Source organism: Mycobacterium colombiense (assembly GCF_001665835.1).
Lineage (GTDB): Bacteria > Actinomycetota > Actinomycetes > Mycobacteriales > Mycobacteriaceae > Mycobacterium > Mycobacterium colombiense_A.
On record NZ_LZSX01000008.1, the window covers coordinates 123,119 to 141,356 of the forward strand.

Consider the following 18,238-nt stretch of genomic DNA (forward strand, 5'->3'; position numbering starts at 1 on the left):
CTCCATCGTCCCGACACCCATCGCTCGTGTGGCCACGATGGTCCACGTGTTTCGATTTTCGTTGTGAGTGCCCGAGGAGGGTCATCGTCATGGTCGCGTCTCTACGCCGGCGACTGGTCAACAAGCTGTGGCTGCCTACCCTGGTGGTCGTCGTCGCCGTCTTGGCGGGGTGCGTCATCGATTCCGCGCACAGGATCTTCGGTTCCCAGGACCGAACCCGGAGCCCGGGCAACAAATTTTCGATAGCTCAGTTCAATCCCAAACACATCGAATACGACGTCTTCGGCGAGTTGGGCGGGTGGGGGCGGGTCAGCTATTGGGACGTGAACTCGCACGCAATCGCCGTCGACCTGGCGACGTTGCCCTGGACGCATGCCGAAGTCACGGTGTTGACGACAGCGACGGCCGATATCACCGCGCAGGTCGCCGGAGGCAATGTCGGCTGCCGCATCATCGTCGACGGCCAGGTGCGTTCCGAACACACCGCCACGGGTGAGCACGCCGGGGTCTGGTGCCAGGTGCTGTCCGCGTGAGGCACAACAACGTCGACATCAAGGTGCGCAAACCCTTCCTTGCGCGGACCATCCGCAAGTTCGCCGTGCCCGTGGTTGTGGCGTGGATAGGGCTCATGGTCGTGCTCAACGTGACCGTCCCGCAGCTGGAACCCGTCACCGAAGCGAACCGGGGACCGCTGGTCCCGGTCGATGCGCCCTCGTCGCAGGCGCTCATCCACATCGGAGAAGTGTTCCACGAGTCGGACAGCAACAGTCTGGTGATGGTCGTGTTGGAAGGTGATCACAAGCTCGACGAGGCCGACCACCACTTCTACGACGACCTGATCGCAAAACTGCAGCGAGACAAGCATGTTCAATATGTTATGAATCTGTGGGGCCAAGGGACAACGGCCGCCGGTGTGCAAAGCAACGACGGGAGGGCGTCCTACACGCTGGTACGGACCGCCGGCGACCTCGGCTCGGCGGTCTCGGACGAGTCGATCAAGGCAGTTCGAGATCTGGTCTCGCAGGCCAAGACTCCGCCCGGACTGAAGGTGTACGTCTCGGGATCGGCTCCGCTGTCAGCGGACATGCTGCAGGCGGGTAACGAGAGCCTGGTCATGATCATGTTCGTCACCATCGTCCTGATCACGGTGATGCTCCTCGTCGTCTACCGCTCGATGAAGACGGCATTCCTCGTGTTGTTCATGGTGATGCTCGAGTTGAACTGCGGGCGGGGGATCGTGTCCCTTCTCGCCTTCCACAAGCTCATTGGCATATCCGAGTTCGCGTCGAACCTATTGGTGTCGTTGATCCTCGGAGCGGGTACCGATTACGCGATCTTCTTGATCGGCCGCTACCACGAAGCGCGGCACGCGGGCGAAGACCGGGAAACCGCCTACTATTCCGCCGTCAACGGCGTCTCCCACGTCATCCTGGGCTCGGGTCTCGCCGTCGCCGGCGCCACGTTTTGTCTGAAATTCACTCGACTCAACTACTTCAACACCTGCGGTATTCCGTGCGCGGTGGCCATGCTCACCGCAGTCGCGGCCGCCCTCACCTTCGGTCCGGCGGTGTTGGCGCTGGGCAGCCGGATGGGGATATTCGAGCCGAAACACCGTGCCGGGGCGGGTATTTGGCGCAAAGTGGGCACTCTGGCGGTCCGGTGGCCCGGCCGGGTCCTGCTGGCGAGTTGCGTGGTGGTGTTGGTGGGATCGCTCACCCTGCCCACCTACCACCCCAATTATGACGACCGCATCTATATCGCCGATGACAGTCCGTCCAAACAGGGATATGCGGCGAGCGACCGGCATTTTCCGGTCAGCAGGCTGAACGGCGACATGCTCATGGTCGAATCCGACCACGATATGCGTAACAGCACGGACATGATCGCGCTGGACCGAGTGGCCCGCAGTGTGTTTCACACTCCCGGTGTGGGATTGATCCAGAGCGTCACCAGGCCGTTGGGGACTCCGCTCGAACATTCGTCGTTCACATACACCATGGGCTCGACGGGAACGAAGATCAAGGAAATCCTGCCGTTCCTCACCGACCTCAACACGCGGCTCACCGAGATGGCCGACATCACCGAGCGCATGACGGGGCTGATGCGGCATCAACAGGAATTGACGTCTCAACAGGCCGGCGCGGCTCATATCGCCGCCGAAGCGGCCAAGGGCATGAAGGACGTCACCGACGCGATGCGCGACAACATCGCCGACTTCGACGATGTCTGGCGGCCGATCCGCAGCTACTTCTATTGGGAGAAGCACTGTTTCGACATCCCGCTCTGCTGGTCGCTGCGTTCGCTATTCGACCTGACTGACAAGTTCGACCAGCTGGACGAGCAAATGGACAAGAACCTCAAGGCTGCGATGATTCAGGACTCGGTGATGCCGCAGCTGGTCGAACTCCTCGGCCGCAACGTCGGCCAGCTCGAGCAGCTACACCAGGTGATCATGGCCGAGCACAGTACGATTGCGCCCCAGCTGGCCCAGTTGGACGAGCTGAGCCGGCAGATGATGGATCTGGGCTATGCGTTCGACAGTGCGAAGAACGACGAATTCTTCTATCTACCACCAGATGCGTTCAACAATCCGTCGTTTCGCATCGATCTGAAATTCTTCATGTCCCCCGACGGCAAAGCCGCTCGATACATGGTCTACCACGACGGCGAAGCACTCACGGAAGACGGAATCCACCACGACCAGGCCTATCTGCCCGCCGCCGAGGAGGCGTTGAAAGGCACCACGCTCGCCGGCGCCCATGTCTACCTCGGCGGCGCCGCGACGACGTACTGGGATATCCAGGATGCGGCCGCAACCGACCTGATCATCGCGGCCACCGCGGCATTCGCGTTGATTTTCCTGGTGATGCTGCTCATCACCCGCAGCATGATCGCGGCGCTGGTCATAATCGGAACCGTAGCGTTTTCGTATTCGGGAGCGTTCGGCCTGTCGGTCCTGATCTGGCAGCACCTGCTCGGCATCCCGATCAGCTGGCTGGGTCTGCCGCTCACCTTCATCATCCTGGTGGCGGTCGGCTCGGACTACAACCTGCTGCTCGTAGCCCGCTACCTGGAGGAAAGCAAGGCGGGCCTGAACACCGGCCTGATCAGAGCGGTCGCCAACTCCGGCAAAGTGGTCACCACCGCCGGTCTGGTGTTCGCCGTCACGATGATGGCCATGGTCTCCGGCAAGCTGGTCTCGGTCGGTGAAATGGGATCCACGATCGGAATCGGCCTGCTGCTCGACACGCTGATTGTGCGTTCGTTCATCACGCCCGCCCTCGCTCGTCTGCTCGGGCCATTCTTCTGGTGGCCCCGCCTGATTCGCGCCCGACCGGCGCGTGCCGCCGGGCGGGTAGCGCCGGCCGAATACGCGGGCGTCCGGTGACCGGCGCCGTGTCGCGTTTTGTGGACCGCACGGCTCGATGGCCCTGGTGATCGCACCGCGGAGGTGCAAACGTTATTAGCGCGAACCGACAAAGTGGATAGGAAGTGACACGACCATGCAAGCGATCACCGCGCGCGACCGCGCCGCCGGTTTCCGTGGACTCGCTCTGGCCGAGGTGCCCTATCCGCATGCCGCCGAAAACGACGTCGTTGTCCGCGTGCATGCCGCCAGCTTCACCCCGGACGAGCTCAACTGGCCGGCCACGTGGACCGACCGCTCCGGGCGCGATCGCACGCCCGTCATTCCAGGGCATGAAGTCTCCGGAGTTGTTGCCGAATTAGGTTACGGCACAACCGGACTGACCGTCGGACAGCGGGTTTTTGGGATTACCGACTGGGCCCGTGACGGCTCGCTCGCGGAGTACGTCGCGGTAGAGGCCCGCAACCTCGCGCCGTTATCGGCAGACATCGACCACGTGGTGGCCGCCGCGTTGGCGTTGCCCGGATTGACCGCATGGCAGGGGCTGTTCGCGCATGCGCACCTTCTCGCCGGCCAGACCGTTCTGGTTCATGGCGCCGCCGGTGCCGTCGGTTCCCTGGTGGTGCAACTTGCTCGCGACGCCGGCGCTTGCGTCATCGGGAGCGGGCGTGCCGAGCACCGGGACGCAGTGCTGGGCCTCGGCGCCGACAGTTTCCTGGACCTGCGATCCGATCGCCTCGAGGAGGCCGGCACGGTCGACGTGGTATTCGACGTAATCGGTGGTGAAATCCTCGATCGCTCAGCGCAATTGGTGCGTCCGGGCGGCGCGCTGATCACCATCGCCGAGCCGCCGCGGGTTCAACCCGAGCACGGACGCGCTGTCTTTTTCGTCGTCGAACCCGACCGGCAAGCCCTTACCGTGCTGGAACGCAGGGTTCGCGACGGCCGACTGCGCCCAGTCGTCAAAACGGTATGTGCACTGGCCGAAGCCGCGTCGGCATTCGACCCGGCGCGTCGTGGCGGCGGCAAGACCATCATCACGGTTGCCGACGCGGGCTAGCCGAGCGCGTTACCCACAGAGACTGCCATGCCCCAATCCGTTGACTGCGAACCACTCTGGTAGCAGCCGCATACCACTCACAATGCGCCATCCGCTCCACAGAAAAGGACGGCTCTGGCCATCAACGGCATCGGCGGCGCGGAATGGTTGTTCTTTTTCGCGAGCGTCACGACTCGATGGAAGGTACCGAATGAGACTTGGACTTCGCCTGCCCCAGAGATTGGGAGTCGACCTGCAACACGATCTGGTCGAAGCGGCACGGGCGGCCGAGGCGGCCGGATATTCCAGTGTGTGGACGTACGAGCGACTGCTCTTCCCGCAGACGCCCGTCGAGCCCTATGCCGGATCCAACGCGCCGTGGCCGGAACACTCGCGCCAGGCCGCCGACCCGTTGGCCGTCCTGACCGCCGCGGCGGTCGCGACCGAAAGCGTCCGCCTCGGTACCTCCGTCCTCGTCGCGGCACTGCACACTCCGGTCCAGCTCGCCAAGGCTCTCGCCACGATCGATCAGATCAGCGGCGGCCGCGTGATCGCGGGCCTGGGCACCGGCTGGGCCACCGACGAACTGCAGGCCACCGGCGCCACCCGAGCCGATCGCGGCCGCTTCCTCGACGAGACGCTCGATGTCTTCGATGCGGTGTGGGGCCCCGACCCGGTGAGCTTCCGGGGACCGCGGGTGGTCGTCGACAACGCAGCAGTCCTGCCCAAGCCGGTGGCGAAAATCCCCGTCCTGCTGGGCGGCGGCGGCCATAACCCGGGCCGTGGCACCAGTTCGAAAGCGTTGCAGCGCATCGCCAAACGCGCCGACGGCTGGCTGCCGCTGCTGGCTACGCCGGGCCCGGCGGGAGCTGCGGAATTGCGGGCCGACTGGGACCGCATCCGGGGCATGGCTTGCGAATACGGGCGTGACACGAGCCGGATGGAGATGATCGTGGTCGGCAATGTCACCTTCACCCACCGGCCGGCCGGACCTGAGCGATCCGCGTTCGTCGGCACGCTGGACCAGGTTCTCGACGATGTCCGGACCGCCGCGGAGGCGGGCGCCGACGAGCTCATCGTGGATCTCAATCTGCAGGACTGGTTCACCAGCACTGCGCAAATGCTGGAGACGGCGGTGCAGATCCGCGAACGAGCAACGGCCTCATGATCGACGGATTGCGCATCCGGACCGACACCACGGATCCGGAAGACGCGCGCACCCAGATCGGGTCTGTCTACTGTCCCCACCGCCTCACCGTCCGGGACCGCGTGTCGGCGTTTCGTGCGCGGCATGCCGAAGGCGGTGGCAGCGGGCTCGGCGTTTACTCCCTGTCGTACGGTTCGGCCACCACGGTGCTCGAGTCGTCGACATTCGACGACTTCGTCTTGGTGTCCCAGCAGATCAGCGGGCGATTCGTGGCCGGGGCGGATAACGGGGAGCGGGTCGTGTTGCCCGGCGAACACGTGGTGCTGGACGCGCACACGGCGTATCGGCTGCGCTGGGAAGAAAACTGTAACCTTTTCCACATTCGAATTCCGCGTACCGAATTCGAAGCGACGGTTGCCGAGTTCACCGGTGCGACTGAGCCGACGCCGGTCCGAGTCCCGACCAGCTGGCAGCCGTCCAAGCCGGGAATGTTGGCTGTTGCGAACGTGATGAAATTCTTGCTCCGCAATGCCGGGCCGAACGGGCTGCTGGCGTCGAAGTCATTGGTATCGGCGCAGATGTCTCGGATGTTGGTAGCGAGCATCGGCGAGGCCTACCCCGGGTTTATTCACATGGCCGACGCGGGCCCCAGTGGTGCCGTTCGGCCGCCGGCGGTGCGGCGTGCGATCGCCTACCTCGAGGATTCGGTGGCCGAGGACGTCCGGATCAGCGACGTGGCGGCTGCCGCGCGGTTGAGCCCGCGCGCCCTTCAGGAAGCCTTCCGTAAGCACCTGGACACGACTCCGATGGCATACCTGAAGTCGATCCGCCTCGCTCGGGCCCACGCGGACCTGCGGCGGTCTTCCGTCGAGGAGGGGACGACCGTTGCAGCCGTCGCGTACCGCTGGGGGTTCGCCAACCTCGGGCGGTTCGCGGCCGACTACCGGCGCGAGTTCGGCAGCTTGCCAAGCCAGGTATTGCATGCGTCACGCTGATATGCGCAGGTCACGAGTGGGACCGCGGTATGGTGCTAATTGTGGTGAGAATTCCCCGGCCCCACCCCAGCGTCAAGCCTGGGGCCAAGGTCGACGCGCGCAGCGAACGCTGGCGCGAGCACCGCAAGAAAGTGCGCAGCGAAATCGTCGACGCGGCCTTCCGCGCCATCGACCGCCTCGGCCCCGAGCTGTCCGTGCGGGAGATCGCCGAGGAGGCCGGCACCGCCAAACCCAAGATCTACCGGCATTTTCACGACAAGTCCGACCTGTTCCAGGCGATCGGGGAGCGGCTGCGCGACATGCTGTGGGCGGCGATCTTCGCGTCCATCGACCTGAAAACAGACTCGGCCCGCGAGGTGATCCGGCGCAGCGTCGAGGAGTACGTGGTCCTGGTCGACAAGCACCCCAACGTGCTGCGGGTGTTCATCCAGGGCCGCTCGGCCGCCAGCCCCCAGATCCTGGACGAGGGACGCGGCATCACCCTGGCCGTGGCCGACATGTTCGACAACGAGCTGCGCGAGATGGAGCTCGACCACGCGGCGGTCGAGCTGGCCGGGAACGCGGCGTTCGGCTGTGCCGCGTCGGCCACCGAGTGGTGGCTGGGCCCCGAGCCGGAAAGCCCCCGCCTGATGTCGCGCGAGCAGTTCGTTGCGCACCTGACGACCATCATGATGGGGGTAATCGTCGGCACCGCCGAGGCGCTGGGCATCACGATGGACCCTGACCTGCCGATTCACGACATGGTGACCGTTAAGCCGGCCGCGGGGTGAGCGGGCCGCGGCGTTGACAATCGCCGCGGCCATCGATAACACTCGTCCAAACCGATACCCTGGGTACTAGGTATCTGCGTCAGCCGGGGGCCGCAGCCGAAGACGCCAGCTAACGCCGACCCGAGACAGGCCTGGATAGAAGGACCGATCGACCGTGACCGACGTCGTGACACAAACCGAGACACTGCCGGGGACCAACGCCCACAAGCCGGTGCACACGCGCGCCGTCATCATCGGGACCGGGTTCTCCGGCCTGGGCATGGCGATCGCGCTGCAGAAGCAGGGCGTCGGCTTCGTCATGCTGGAAAAGGCCGACGACATCGGCGGCACCTGGCGAGACAACAGCTATCCAGGCTGCGCGTGCGACATCCCGTCGCACCTGTACTCGTTCTCGTTCGAGCCCAAGCCCGACTGGAAGAACCCGTTCTCCTATCAGCCCGAGATCTGGGACTACCTCAAAGGGGTCACCGAGAAGTACGGGCTGCGCGGCTACGTCGAGTTCAACTCGCTGGTGGATCGTGCGCACTGGGACGATGACGAGAACCGCTGGCACGTGTTCACCGCCGACGGGCGCGAGTACGTCGCGCAGTTTCTGATCTCGGGTGCCGGCGCGCTGCACATCCCGTCCATGCCTGAGATCGAGGGCCGCGACGAATTCCGTGGCGCCGCTTTCCATTCCGCGGAGTGGGACCACAGCGTCGACCTGACCGGCAAGCGGGTGGCGGTGATCGGGACCGGAGCCAGCGCGATCCAGATCGTGCCGGAGATCATCGAGCAGGTCGCCGAACTTCAGCTCTATCAGCGCACCCCGCCGTGGGTGGTGCCGCGCTCCAACCCCGAAATCCCGCCGGCGGTGCGCCGGGCCATGGAGAACGTGCCCGGCCTGCGCGCGCTGGTCCGTCTCGTCATCTACTGGGGGCAGGAAGCGCTGGCCATCGGCATGACCAAGCGGCCGAAATTGTTGAAGTTCATCGAGGCCTACTGCAAGTACAACATGTGGCGGGCCGTCAAGGACCGGGAGCTGCGGCGCAAGCTGATCCCCAACTACCGCATCGGGTGCAAGCGGATCCTGAACTCCTCCACCTATTACGGCGCGGTCGCCGACCCGAAGACCGAACTGATCACCGACCACATCTCGCGGATCACCGCTGACGGCATCGTCACCGTCGACGGCACAAACCGGCAGGCCGACGTGATCGTGTACGCCACCGGATTTCACGTCACCGACTCCTACACCTACGTCCAGATCAAGGGACTGCACGGCGAGGACCTGGTGGACCGCTGGAACCGCGAGGGCATCGGGGCACACCGTGGGATCACCATCGCCGACGTGCCCAACCTGTTCTTTTTGCTGGGACCCAACACCGGGCTGGGGCACAACTCGGTGGTGTTCATGATCGAATCCCAGATCCGTTATGTCGCAGACGCGATCGCGACCTGTGACAAGCTCGGCGCACAGGCGCTGGCGCCGACGCGCGCCGCCCAGGACAAGTTCAATGACGAGCTGCAGCGCAGGCTGGGCCCGTCGGTGTGGAACAGCGGCGGCTGCAGCAGCTGGTATCTGGACGAGCACGGCAAGAACACCGTGCTCTGGGGCGGCTACACCTGGGAGTACTGGCGGGCGACCCGTTCGGTCAAGCCGGACGAATACCAGTTCTATGGCGTGAACATGGGCAGGCGCGCGACGGCCTAGCTGCCGAGCGAAGCCGTTGCGGCGCTGCGATCTTCGCTCAATTGCGACTGTTTGGCGAAGGATCGCAGGTTCTGTCGCATGATGCGGTCCAGGACCCGGTCGGACACCAAGCGGTTGATCCGCACCAGGATCGCGGCATCGCGTCCGATGGTGTAGCGAGTGCGGGGACGCGATGCGGTCGCGGCCTTGGCGATCACTTTCGCCGCGTGTTCGGCCGAAACGCCATCCTCGCCGAACGACCGCGCTTGTGCCGTGACGGCCGCGATGAGGTCGCCGTAGCGGGCGAGTTGGGCATCGGTCAGGTTCGCCATCAGTCCCTCCGCGGTGGTGATTCCGCGCTCGGCCATTTCGGTTTTGACCGCGCCGGGCTCGACGACGACCACCTTGATGCCGAGCTCGGCGACCTCACGCCGCAACGCGTCACTGGCGGCCTCCAGGGCGAACTTCGAACCGGCATATGCGCCATACGTCGGCAACACCACCTTGCCTCCGACGGAGCTGATATTGACGACGGTGCCCGAGCTGAGCAGCAGGGCCGGCAACAGCGCCTGGGTCATCGCGATGTGGCCGAACAGATTTACCTCGAACTGCCTGCGCCACTGGTCTATCGGCAGTGTTTCGACCGGAGAATTGACCGCGATTCCGGCATTGTTGATCAGCGCGCGCAGGGTGCGGCGCTGTGGATCGCGCGCGATGCGGTCGGCGATCGCGGCCACGTCTGATTGCATCGTGATGTCCAGGATGTACGGCTCGATGCCAGCTGCGCGCAGTGCGTCGGCGTCCACCTCGCGGCGCACACCGGCCAGCACGTGAAAACCCTTGTGGGCCAGTTCTCGAGCGCTGGCCGCGCCAATGCCCGTCGAGGCACCGGTCACAACGATCAGCTCATTACGGGCGGCGCGATTCGACGACATCATGGTGGTCTCCAATCGAGTGGGTTAGCTTGAGTTGACGCTGTCATCTCAAACTAACAGTTGAGTTGACATTGTCAACCCAAAGACCGGCTTATGCTCTGCGGGTGACGACACGATCCGAGAGCGCGGCGGCCACGCGTCGTTCGTTGGTCGAGGCAGCGGGGGTACTGCTCGACCTCGGAGGCGTCGAGGCGGTGACGCTTCGCGAGGTGGGTGCGCGCGCCGGCGTGTCGCGCTCGGCGGCGTATCGCCACTTCGCCGACAAGGAATCTCTGCTCGCCGAGCTGGCCACCAACGCATTGCGCGAATTGGGTGACGCACTCGAGACATTGGCCGGTAGCGAAGACTCACCCGAGGAATGTTTGCGATCGGCCCTGCTGTCGCTGATCGCCATCGGCCGCACCCGGCCTCATCTCTATCGCCTGATGTTCACTCCGCCGGCGGGCGATCCGACCGCCGCGATGCGGGTGGCCGAACGCACGCAGGGGCTATTTCTGGAGATGGTTGGTCGCATCACCGGTCCACGGCAAGCCCCCCGCTATGGGGCGCTCATTTTGACGAGTGCGCACGGGATCACGGGCCTGGACTTGAGCGGCCACATGGATCTGGATAAGTGGCACACCAGCGCCGAGGAACTCGTCGACACGCTCATCTCGGTGTTGCCAAGAGTCGGATAAAAGCCTGCGCGGCCGCGTCCACGCCGGTGTCGTCATTGGTCGCAACGAGATCCAGCAGCAGGCCGCGGGTGACCGCCAGCCCCAGCCGGGCGAGCGCGGGGTCCACCGGACCGTCGGTGACCGCCTCGACCTCGGCGAGCCAGCTCTCGACGGCGCCGGGAATCATTCGGGCAAAAGGCTTTTCACCCGCAGCCGCGCGAGCGTAGCACTCGAAGAACAGTCGCTCGGATTCACGCAGCTCGGGCCGACACAGGTCGGCCCACATCGCCGCAAAGCCCTCGGCCGGGTCGGCCGGCAATCCGGGCAGCAGCCCCATCTGGCGTCGCTCGACGTCTTCGACGATCGCCACGAGCAGATCTTCGCGAGAACCGAAGTGGTGCAACAGCATCCGGTGGCTGGTGCCGACCGCGGCGGCCACCTCGCGCAGCGACCGGTCGCCGATGCCGCCGGTGGCGAACTCGGCCACCAGCGCATCGAGGAGCTGCCGGCGCCGCTCGGTGTCAGGAGTGCGCGCCATCGGCGCGGCTGAGCTGCTCTGATCGGGCCTTGAGGCCTTGGGCCTCGAGTTGCAGGAAGCGCCTGGTCTTCTTGGCCATCAGCCGCCCGACCAAAGCACCCAGTGCGCCGCCCTGGTCGAGTTGCTGGCGCACCAGCGTGCGGCCGCCGGGCTGGGCGATGACCTCATGCCGGGCGGTCACCCGCACCCCCGGGGAGCTCTGCACCCAGGTCCATGACCTACCGGGGGCGATCTCGGTGACCTTCCAGACCAGCTTCGACATGCCGGGCTGCTTGATGGCGAACCGCCTGCCGGCCGCAAGGCCCGAACCATCAAGGCCGACAAGGGAAGTGACCGACGCGGTCCACTCGGGCCAGTGCTCGACGTCGGTGAAGACCTCCCAGACGAGTTGGGGTGCTGTGTCGATCTCGACGCCGTCTTCGGTAAACATGTACCAAATGGTACATCGTCAACGCGCAATACTGGAGATTGGATTGAATCCGGTGGGGGCCGGGACACGTCGGCGACACGTAAACACAAGTTGTTGTGTTGCCGTTGCTTGTCGCACCCCAGGGGTAGTGTCTGGAGCCTGGGATTCATCCGGCAAAACGGTGTGTGAAGTGGGGTTCTGGTGAGCGAAAACATGAAGCTGATCGACCGCGTTTCGGCGATCAACTGGAACCGGCTGCAAGACGAAAAGGATGCCGAGGTCTGGGACCGCCTGACCGGCAATTTCTGGCTGCCCGAGAAGGTGCCGGTGTCCAACGACCTGCCGTCGTGGGGGACCCTGACCGCCCACGAGAAGCAGATGACCATGCGGGTATTCACCGGCCTGACGCTGCTGGACACCATCCAGGGCACCGTCGGGGCGGTCAGCCTGATCCCCGACGCCCTGACGCCGCACGAAGAGGCCGTCTACACCAACATCGCGTTCATGGAGTCGGTGCACGCGCGCAGCTACAGCAACATCTTCTCCACGCTGTGCTCGACCGCCGAGATCGACGACGCCTTCCGCTGGTCCGAGGAGAACCCCAACCTGCAGCGCAAGGCCGAGATCGTCATGCAGTACTACAAGGGCGACGAGCCGCTGAAGCGCAAGGTCGCCTCCACGCTGCTGGAGAGCTTCCTGTTCTACTCCGGCTTCTACCTGCCGATGTACTGGTCGAGCCGCGCGAAGCTGACCAACACGGCCGACATGATCCGGCTGATCATCCGCGACGAGGCCGTGCACGGCTACTACATCGGCTACAAATACCAGCGCGGCCTGGCGCTGGTCGACGACGCCCGCAGGCAGGAGCTCAAGGACTACACCTACGAGCTGCTCTTCGAGCTCTACGACAACGAGGTGGAATACACCCAGGACCTCTACGACGAGGTCGGGCTGACCGAGGACGTCAAGAAGTTCCTGCGCTACAACGCCAACAAGGCGCTGATGAACCTCGGCTACGAGGCGCTGTTCCCGCGCGACGAGACCGACGTGAACCCGGCCATCCTGTCCGCGCTGTCACCCAACGCCGACGAGAACCACGACTTCTTCTCCGGCTCGGGGTCGAGCTACGTGATCGGTAAGGCCGTCAACACCGAGGACGAGGACTGGGACTTCTAGCAGCGCGTCAGGGCTCTCATGGATAGTCCGATGAGCGTCTGGGGGGCTCACCGGGCTGCTCCAAAACCCGCGCAGGAGTTTCTACAAATCCAGTTGTGACTAGACGTAGAAGCGATTACGCTGCCATCGACGAATCGGGACACGTCGCCAAATATCAGGGTCGCCAAACGGGGAGGTTTGGGAAGTATGTTGTTCCGTGCGGCTCGCGTCACGGCAAACGTGGTCACTACCGTCTTATGACCGCCGCGTTGCTGACCCAGCATCTGTACGAGTTTGCCCTCGAATTGCGCAGATTGGCCTATACCATGCCTGGCGGGTACGAAAACCCACTCATCCACCTCAGTGAGCGGATGGTCCACTGCGCGAAGGAACAAAGCTCGGAAGGTGTTAGCTAGCTCGGCCGATCAATATTGCCTATTTGGAGCATGTACGAGCGGCTGGCAAATGCGCGATGTGTTTCCCGCAGGTGCTTTCGCAAGGTTGTGGGTGCCATCCAATTATTGACTCGACCGCCAATAAAGTCGGCGCAATGCATTCGGGAATTGGCGTTGCGTGATCTCATGAAAACGCTGACGCAGTCGCTTCTTGTCGAATCTTGAAAACCGCGTTGTCGCGCCGGCCGCGGCTGAGTGCTCAGTCGCCGGTTAACGCCGTATCAGCGGCTAGGAGCGGGCGTTGGCATGTTCGGCGCCGACGACATGCCCGGCATTGGCGACATGCTCGGCTTGTTTTCCATCGGCACTTTCATGCCTTTCATCAAAAGATGAGGACTGGGACTTCTAGCAGCGCATCGAGCTAAGCGGTTCGTGAACGACGCATGAATTGTCGGTATGGCGCGACCGCCCGCTGGCGCGGGTGATACGGCTGCCCTGACACTGTTGGGGTGACGAATACCGCCGCCCCGCATACCACCAATTTCCTGCGTTCAGTGCTGCGCTGGCTGCGCGCCGGCTACCCCGAGGGCGTGCCCGGGCCCGACCGCGTGCCGCTGCTGGCGCTGCTGCGCAGCACGCCGCTGACCGAAGAGCAGATCGCCGAGGTGGTGCGCAACATCACCGCGGACGGATCCCCGGCGCTCGCTGACGGTGTGATCGACCGCGACGAGATCGCCCATTTCATCTCCGACATGACGCACTATGACGCCGGGCCGGAGAACGTCATCCGGGTGGCCGCCACCCTGGCCGCCGTCGGGTGGCCGCTGGCCGGCATCGACGTCAGCGAGGTCATCCCCGGCGACGAGTGGGGAGAGGCCGCGGAGATCGCCGCGCGCAGCGCGGTACCCGAACGCGCTCCGGGCGCAGCGCTGTAAAGCGTTGGCGCCCTATAGCTTCGAGATGTCGATGACGAAGCGGTAGCGCACGTCGCTGGCCAGGACGCGCTCGTAGGCTTCGTTGATGTAGTCGGGCTCGATGAGCTCGATTTCCGGCGTCACGTTGTGCTCGGCGCAGAAGTCCAGCATCTCCTGGGTCTCGGCGATGCCGCCGATGTTTGACCCGGACAGGCTGCGGCGCGCCAGCGCCAGCGAGAACGCGCCCACCTCCATGGGGTGCTCGGGTATGCCCAACTCGACGAGCGTGCCGTCGACGTCGAGCAGGCTCAGATAGTCGTCGAGGTTCAGGTTGGCCGAGACGGTGTTGAGGATCAGGTCGAAGCTGTTGCGCAGCTTCTTGAAGGTCTCGCGCTCGGCGGTGGCGTAGTAATGCTTGGCGCCCAGCCGCAGCCCGTCTTCCATCTTCTTCAGTGACTGCGACAGCACCGTCACCTCGGCGCCCATCGCCGCGCCGAGCTTGACGCCCATGTGGCCCAGCCCGCCCAGGCCGATGATCGCCAAGCGGGTGTCCTTGCCGGCCTTCCAGTGCCGCAGCGGCGAGAACAGCGTGATGCCCGCGCACAGCAGTGGGGCTGCCTTGTCCAGCGGCAGCGAGTCGGGGATACGCAGGACGAAGTTCTCGTCGACGACGATCGCCTGGCTGTAGCCGCCCTGCGTCGTCGTGCCGTCCCTGTCGGTGGCGTTGTAGGTGAAGGTGGTGCCCCGGCTGCAGTACTGCTCGAGGCCGGCCTTGCAGCTGTTGCACTGGCCGCAGGAGTTCACCATGCAGCCGACGCCGACGTGGTCGCCGACCTTGTGCTTGGTGACCTCGGACCCGACGGCGGTCACGACGCCGGCGATCTCGTGGCCCACGACCAGCGGGTAATCCGGTGTGCCCCATTCGCCTTTGGCGGTGTGGATGTCGGAGTGGCAGATTCCGGCGAACTTGATGTCGATGGCCACGTCGTGCGGACCCGGGTCGCGCCGCTCGATGGTGGTCTTGGTCAGCGGTGCCGTCGGCGAGGTGGCCGCGTACGCCGAAACTGTGCTCATGAGAATCCCTCTTCGATTCGATGCGTCGTCAAGAAGTTTAGCTAAGGTAAAAGTTCTTTCGCCATCGGACGCGGCGAACATCACGTTGTGACGATGGATGCGGTTTTGCCGGACCGCCGTCAGTTGATCGGCGCGTTCACCAGGCGCAGGTCGTCGACGATGCCGCGGGCCGCGATCAGGCCCTCGCCGGTTTGCCAGATCTCGTCGTTGACGATGTAGACCCGGTTGTCCCTGTTGGCGGACAGCTTGCGCCACGGGTTGCTGTCCAGGATCGTGGCGGCCCGATCGGCGGCGGCCGGGGAGGCGCAGGACACGTACACCACGTCGGCGTCCGCGATCGAGAGGTCCGGACTCTTCGCCAGGTCCGCGTCGCTGCTGCCGATCTCGATGTAGGGCTTGTCGGTGAACCGCTGGGACGCCGGCCGGTCCACGCCGACCGCCCCGAGCACGCTGGCCGGGAAGTTGTTGGCGCCGTACACCCGGATGGTGCCGGTGGTCAGCTGCACGATCGACGCCTGATAGTGCGACGCGTCATGCCGCGCGCCGATGTCGGTCGTTCGCTGGGAAAAGCCGCTGATCAACCCGTCCACCGCGGCGGTGCGGCCGGTGGCGGCGCCGACCGCGCGCAGGTTGGCCTGCCACGCCGCGCCCGGTGCGGCCGTGAACACCGTCGGGGCGATCGCGGTCAGCTGCGGATACAGCGTCGGCGTCAACCCCTGTGACCCCAGGATCAGGTCGGGGTGGGCGCTCGCGATCGCCTTGAGGTCCGGGTGTGCGCGGGTGCCGACCCCGGGCAGGCCGTGCACCGCGCCGCCCAGGTAGGCGGGCTGAGTCGAGGACCCGTCCGGCAACGCCGCGCCGACCACCCGCGACTGCAGGCCCAGCGCGCACAGCGTGTCGAGCTGGTCGCCGGAGAGCACCACGATGCGCTGCGGGTCGGCGGGCACCTGCACGACATCCGGGTTGACGCCCGCGGCGTTGTGGACTTGCCGTTTCGCCGAACCCGCATCGGCTTCGGCGGCGTCGCGTGCGCACGAGTCGTCGGGACGGCGGTCGTTTCCGAGGACGCCGGCGCCCGCGATCTGGGTCGTCGGGGTGACCAGGGAACGGGCCGGCGTCTGGCCGGCGGGCTTGTCGGCCCCGCAGCCGCTGGACGCCAGCACGAGCGTCGCCGTCACCGCGGTCGCCGCGGCCAGCCGGGCGGGTCTGATCACGCCGAACAACACGCGTCAGACGCTAACATCCGGCCAGTTCGGCGACGCCGCGCCGACGGACGCGCCGCACCGGGGAGCCATTTACGACAGTTTGTAGGACCAGCCCTGACGTCGCCAGAATCGACGGCTAAGATTCGTCTCAATACCGATTTTTGGGCCAGTGTCCGATCTGGATGTTTGGAGAAGCTGTTGACAGCCGAAGCGCCCCCCTTGGGAGAACTCGAGGCCGTTCGTCCGTACCCGGACCGCATGGGCCCCAAAGGGAACCTCGTCTACAAACTGATCACCACGACCGATCACAAGATGATCGGCATCATGTACACCGTCACCTGCTTCGCCTTCTTCTTCATGGGCGGGCTGATGGCGTTGCTGATGCGCACCGAGCTGGCCGCTCCCGGGCTGCAGTTCCTGTCGAACGAGCAGTTCAACCAGCTGTTCACCATGCACGGCACGATCATGCTGCTGCTGTATGCCACGCCGGTGGTCTTCGGTTTCGCCAACCTGGTGCTGCCGCTGCAGATCGGCGCGCCCGACGTGGCGTTCCCGCGGCTGAACGCGTTCTCGTTCTGGCTGTTCCTGTTCGGCGGGTTGATCGCGGCTTCCGGCTTCATCGTCCCCGGCGGGGCCGCCGACTTCGGCTGGACCGCCTACACGCCGCTGTCCGACGCCGTTCACTCACCCGGCGTCGGCGGAGACCTGTGGATCACCGGCCTGATCGTCGCCGGTCTGGGCACCATCCTGGGTGCGGTCAACATGATCACCACCGTGGTGTGCATGCGCGCACCCGGCATGACCATGTTCCGCATGCCGATCTTCACCTGGAACATCCTGGTGACCTCGATCCTGATCCTGATCGCGTTCCCGATCCTGACCGCGGCGCTGTTCGGGCTGGCCGCCGACCGACATCTGGGCGCCCATGTCTACGACGCCGCCAACGGCGGAGTCTTGTTGTGGCAACACCTGTTCTGGTTCTTCGGCCATCCCGAGGTGTACATCATCGCGTTGCCGTTCTTCGGCATCATCACCGAGATCATTCCGGTGTTCTCGCGCAAGCCGGTCTTCGGTTACACCACGCTGGTGTACGCCACCCTGTCGATCGCCGCCCTGTCGGTCGCGGTGTGGGCGCACCACATGTTCGCCACCGGAGCCGTTCTGCTGCCCTTCTTCTCGTTCATGACGTACCTGATCGCGGTGCCGACCGGGATCAAGTTCTTCAACTGGATCGGCACGATGTGGAAGGGACAGATCACCTTTGAAACGCCGATGCTGTTCTGTGTCGGCTTCCTACTCACCTTCCTGCTGGGCGGTCTGACCGGCGTGATCCTGGCCAGCCCGCCGCTGGACTTCCACGTCACCGACAGCTACTTCGTGGTCGCGCACTTCCACTACGTGCTGTTCGGCACCATCGTGTTCGCCACCTTCGGCGGGGTCTACTTCTGGTTCCCGAAGATGACCGGCCGGCTGCTCGACGAGCGGCTGGGCAAGCTGCACTTCTGGTTGACGTTCATCGGGTTCCACACCACCTTCCTGGTGCAGCACTGGCTGGGCGACCTGGGCATGCCGCGCCGGTACGCGGACTACCTGCCCAGCGACGGCTTCCAGCCCTACAACGTCGTCTCGACGGTGGGCGCCTTCATCCTGGGTGCGTCGATGTTCCCGTTCGTCTGGAACGTCTTCAAGAGCTGGCGGTACGGCGAGGTCGTCACGGTCGACGACCCGTGGGGCTACGGCAACTCCCTGGAATGGGCCACCAGTTGCCCGCCGCCGCGGCACAACTTCACCGAGCTGCCCCGAATCCGTTCGGAGCGCCCGGCATTCGAGCTGCACTACCCGCACATGGTGGAGCGGCTGCGCGCCGAGGCGCATGTGGGTCGCGCGCACGGGCCCGGGGACAAGGACGTCACCAGACTGGACGACGTCCAGGTTCGCAGCTGATGGCCTGACGGGCGGCTGTCGGG

The 18,238-nt window shown here is 65.0% G+C and carries 16 protein-coding genes; 11 read left to right on the top strand and 5 right to left on the bottom strand.

Annotation, left to right across the window (positions count from 1 at the left end):
* The first annotated feature begins 89 nt into the window (after positions 1 to 89).
* The 7 genes from A5760_RS01855 to A5760_RS01885 all read left to right on the top strand — a co-directional run bounded on the left by A5760_RS01855 (position 90) and on the right by A5760_RS01885 (position 9,011).
* Positions 90 to 533, top strand: a complete 444-nt coding sequence (locus tag A5760_RS01855) for an MmpS family transport accessory protein (protein WP_064877383.1) — start codon at positions 90 to 92, stop codon at positions 531 to 533.
* Entirely contained in the window at positions 530 to 3,388 is a 2,859-nt protein-coding gene (locus tag A5760_RS01860; protein WP_419538207.1) for an RND family transporter, read from the top strand. The genes A5760_RS01855 and A5760_RS01860 overlap by 4 nt, the downstream gene beginning before the upstream one ends.
* 115 nt (positions 3,389 to 3,503) lie before the next feature.
* Positions 3,504 to 4,427, top strand: a complete 924-nt coding sequence (locus A5760_RS01865) for an NADP-dependent oxidoreductase (protein WP_064877385.1) — start codon at positions 3,504 to 3,506, stop codon at positions 4,425 to 4,427.
* Between the two features lie 190 nt (positions 4,428 to 4,617).
* Positions 4,618 to 5,574: a TIGR03619 family F420-dependent LLM class oxidoreductase gene (locus A5760_RS01870; RefSeq protein WP_064877386.1), complete on the top strand. Its 957-nt coding sequence runs from the start codon at positions 4,618 to 4,620 to the stop codon at positions 5,572 to 5,574.
* Positions 5,571 to 6,548, top strand: coding sequence for a helix-turn-helix transcriptional regulator (locus tag A5760_RS01875; RefSeq protein WP_064877387.1), 978 nt, complete (start codon positions 5,571 to 5,573; stop codon positions 6,546 to 6,548). Before A5760_RS01870 ends, A5760_RS01875 begins: the two co-directional genes overlap by 4 nt.
* 41 nt (positions 6,549 to 6,589) lie before the next feature.
* Positions 6,590 to 7,318 carry a TetR/AcrR family transcriptional regulator gene (locus A5760_RS01880; protein WP_155764163.1) on the top strand — a complete coding sequence of 243 codons (729 nt, stop codon included), beginning with the start codon at positions 6,590 to 6,592 and terminating at the stop codon, positions 7,316 to 7,318.
* 154 nt (positions 7,319 to 7,472) lie between these two features.
* Positions 7,473 to 9,011, top strand: coding sequence for a flavin-containing monooxygenase (locus tag A5760_RS01885; RefSeq protein WP_064877389.1), 1,539 nt, complete (start codon positions 7,473 to 7,475; stop codon positions 9,009 to 9,011).
* On the opposite strand, the gene A5760_RS01890 is transcribed toward A5760_RS01885, so the two are convergent.
* Complete coding sequence (locus tag A5760_RS01890) at positions 9,008 to 9,928, bottom strand: SDR family NAD(P)-dependent oxidoreductase (protein ID WP_064877467.1); 921 nt, start codon at positions 9,926 to 9,928, stop codon at positions 9,008 to 9,010. The two genes, A5760_RS01885 and A5760_RS01890, sit on opposite strands and share 4 nt — an antisense overlap.
* A 101-nt stretch (positions 9,929 to 10,029) precedes the next feature.
* On the opposite strand from A5760_RS01890, the gene A5760_RS01895 reads away from it, so the two are divergent.
* The gene (locus A5760_RS01895) at positions 10,030 to 10,602 is read left to right on the top strand and encodes a TetR/AcrR family transcriptional regulator (RefSeq protein ID WP_064877390.1); all 573 of its coding nucleotides are present in this window, start codon (positions 10,030 to 10,032) and stop codon (positions 10,600 to 10,602) included.
* Here the strand turns inward: A5760_RS01895 and A5760_RS01900 are convergent.
* The gene (locus A5760_RS01900) at positions 10,574 to 11,119 is read right to left on the bottom strand and encodes a TetR/AcrR family transcriptional regulator (protein WP_064877391.1); all 546 of its coding nucleotides are present in this window, start codon (positions 11,117 to 11,119) and stop codon (positions 10,574 to 10,576) included. The genes A5760_RS01895 and A5760_RS01900 overlap by 29 nt on opposite strands.
* Positions 11,103 to 11,549: an SRPBCC family protein gene (locus A5760_RS01905; RefSeq protein WP_064877392.1), complete on the bottom strand. Its 447-nt coding sequence runs from the start codon at positions 11,547 to 11,549 to the stop codon at positions 11,103 to 11,105. The genes A5760_RS01900 and A5760_RS01905 overlap by 17 nt, the downstream gene beginning before the upstream one ends.
* Before the next feature lie 180 nt (positions 11,550 to 11,729).
* On the opposite strand from A5760_RS01905, the gene nrdF reads away from it, so the two are divergent.
* Both nrdF and A5760_RS01915 read left to right on the top strand, forming a co-directional pair.
* Entirely contained in the window at positions 11,730 to 12,704 is a 975-nt protein-coding gene (gene nrdF / locus A5760_RS01910) for a class 1b ribonucleoside-diphosphate reductase subunit beta (RefSeq protein WP_196771946.1), read from the top strand.
* 883 nt (positions 12,705 to 13,587) lie between these two features.
* Positions 13,588 to 14,013, top strand: coding sequence for a DUF3349 domain-containing protein (locus tag A5760_RS01915; protein WP_064877393.1), 426 nt, complete (start codon positions 13,588 to 13,590; stop codon positions 14,011 to 14,013).
* A 12-nt stretch (positions 14,014 to 14,025) separates the two neighbouring features.
* Here the strand turns inward: A5760_RS01915 and A5760_RS01920 are convergent, their stop codons facing one another.
* Positions 14,026 to 15,066 (bottom strand): NAD(P)-dependent alcohol dehydrogenase, encoded by a 1,041-nt coding sequence (locus A5760_RS01920; protein WP_064877394.1) that lies wholly within the window; start codon positions 15,064 to 15,066, stop codon positions 14,026 to 14,028.
* A 119-nt stretch (positions 15,067 to 15,185) separates the two neighbouring features.
* Positions 15,186 to 16,292 carry an iron-siderophore ABC transporter substrate-binding protein gene (locus A5760_RS01925; protein WP_064877395.1) on the bottom strand — a complete coding sequence of 369 codons (1,107 nt, stop codon included), beginning with the start codon at positions 16,290 to 16,292 and terminating at the stop codon, positions 15,186 to 15,188.
* A 177-nt stretch (positions 16,293 to 16,469) separates the two neighbouring features.
* Between A5760_RS01925 and ctaD the strand changes: the two genes are divergently transcribed.
* The gene (gene ctaD, locus A5760_RS01930; protein ID WP_064877469.1) at positions 16,470 to 18,215 is read left to right on the top strand and encodes a cytochrome c oxidase subunit I; all 1,746 of its coding nucleotides are present in this window, start codon (positions 16,470 to 16,472) and stop codon (positions 18,213 to 18,215) included.
* The last annotated feature ends 23 nt before the right edge of the window (positions 18,216 to 18,238 follow it).

What these genes read in the sequence shown, in the direction of transcription:
- A5760_RS01855 (WP_064877383.1), top strand. Translation starts at nt 90, where the DNA reads ATGGTCGCGTCTCTACGCCGGCGACTGGTCAACAAGCTGTGGCTGCCT.
- A5760_RS01865 (WP_064877385.1), top strand. Translation starts at nt 3,504, where the DNA reads ATGCAAGCGATCACCGCGCGCGACCGCGCCGCCGGTTTCCGTGGACTC.
- A5760_RS01870 (WP_064877386.1), top strand. Translation starts at nt 4,618, where the DNA reads ATGAGACTTGGACTTCGCCTGCCCCAGAGATTGGGAGTCGACCTGCAA.
- A5760_RS01875 (WP_064877387.1), top strand. Translation starts at nt 5,571, where the DNA reads ATGATCGACGGATTGCGCATCCGGACCGACACCACGGATCCGGAAGAC.
- A5760_RS01890 (WP_064877467.1), bottom strand. Translation starts at nt 9,928, where the DNA reads ATGATGTCGTCGAATCGCGCCGCCCGTAATGAGCTGATCGTTGTGACC.
- A5760_RS01900 (WP_064877391.1), bottom strand. Translation starts at nt 11,119, where the DNA reads ATGGCGCGCACTCCTGACACCGAGCGGCGCCGGCAGCTCCTCGATGCG.
- A5760_RS01905 (WP_064877392.1), bottom strand. Translation starts at nt 11,549, where the DNA reads ATGTTTACCGAAGACGGCGTCGAGATCGACACAGCACCCCAACTCGTC.
- A5760_RS01920 (WP_064877394.1), bottom strand. Translation starts at nt 15,066, where the DNA reads ATGAGCACAGTTTCGGCGTACGCGGCCACCTCGCCGACGGCACCGCTG.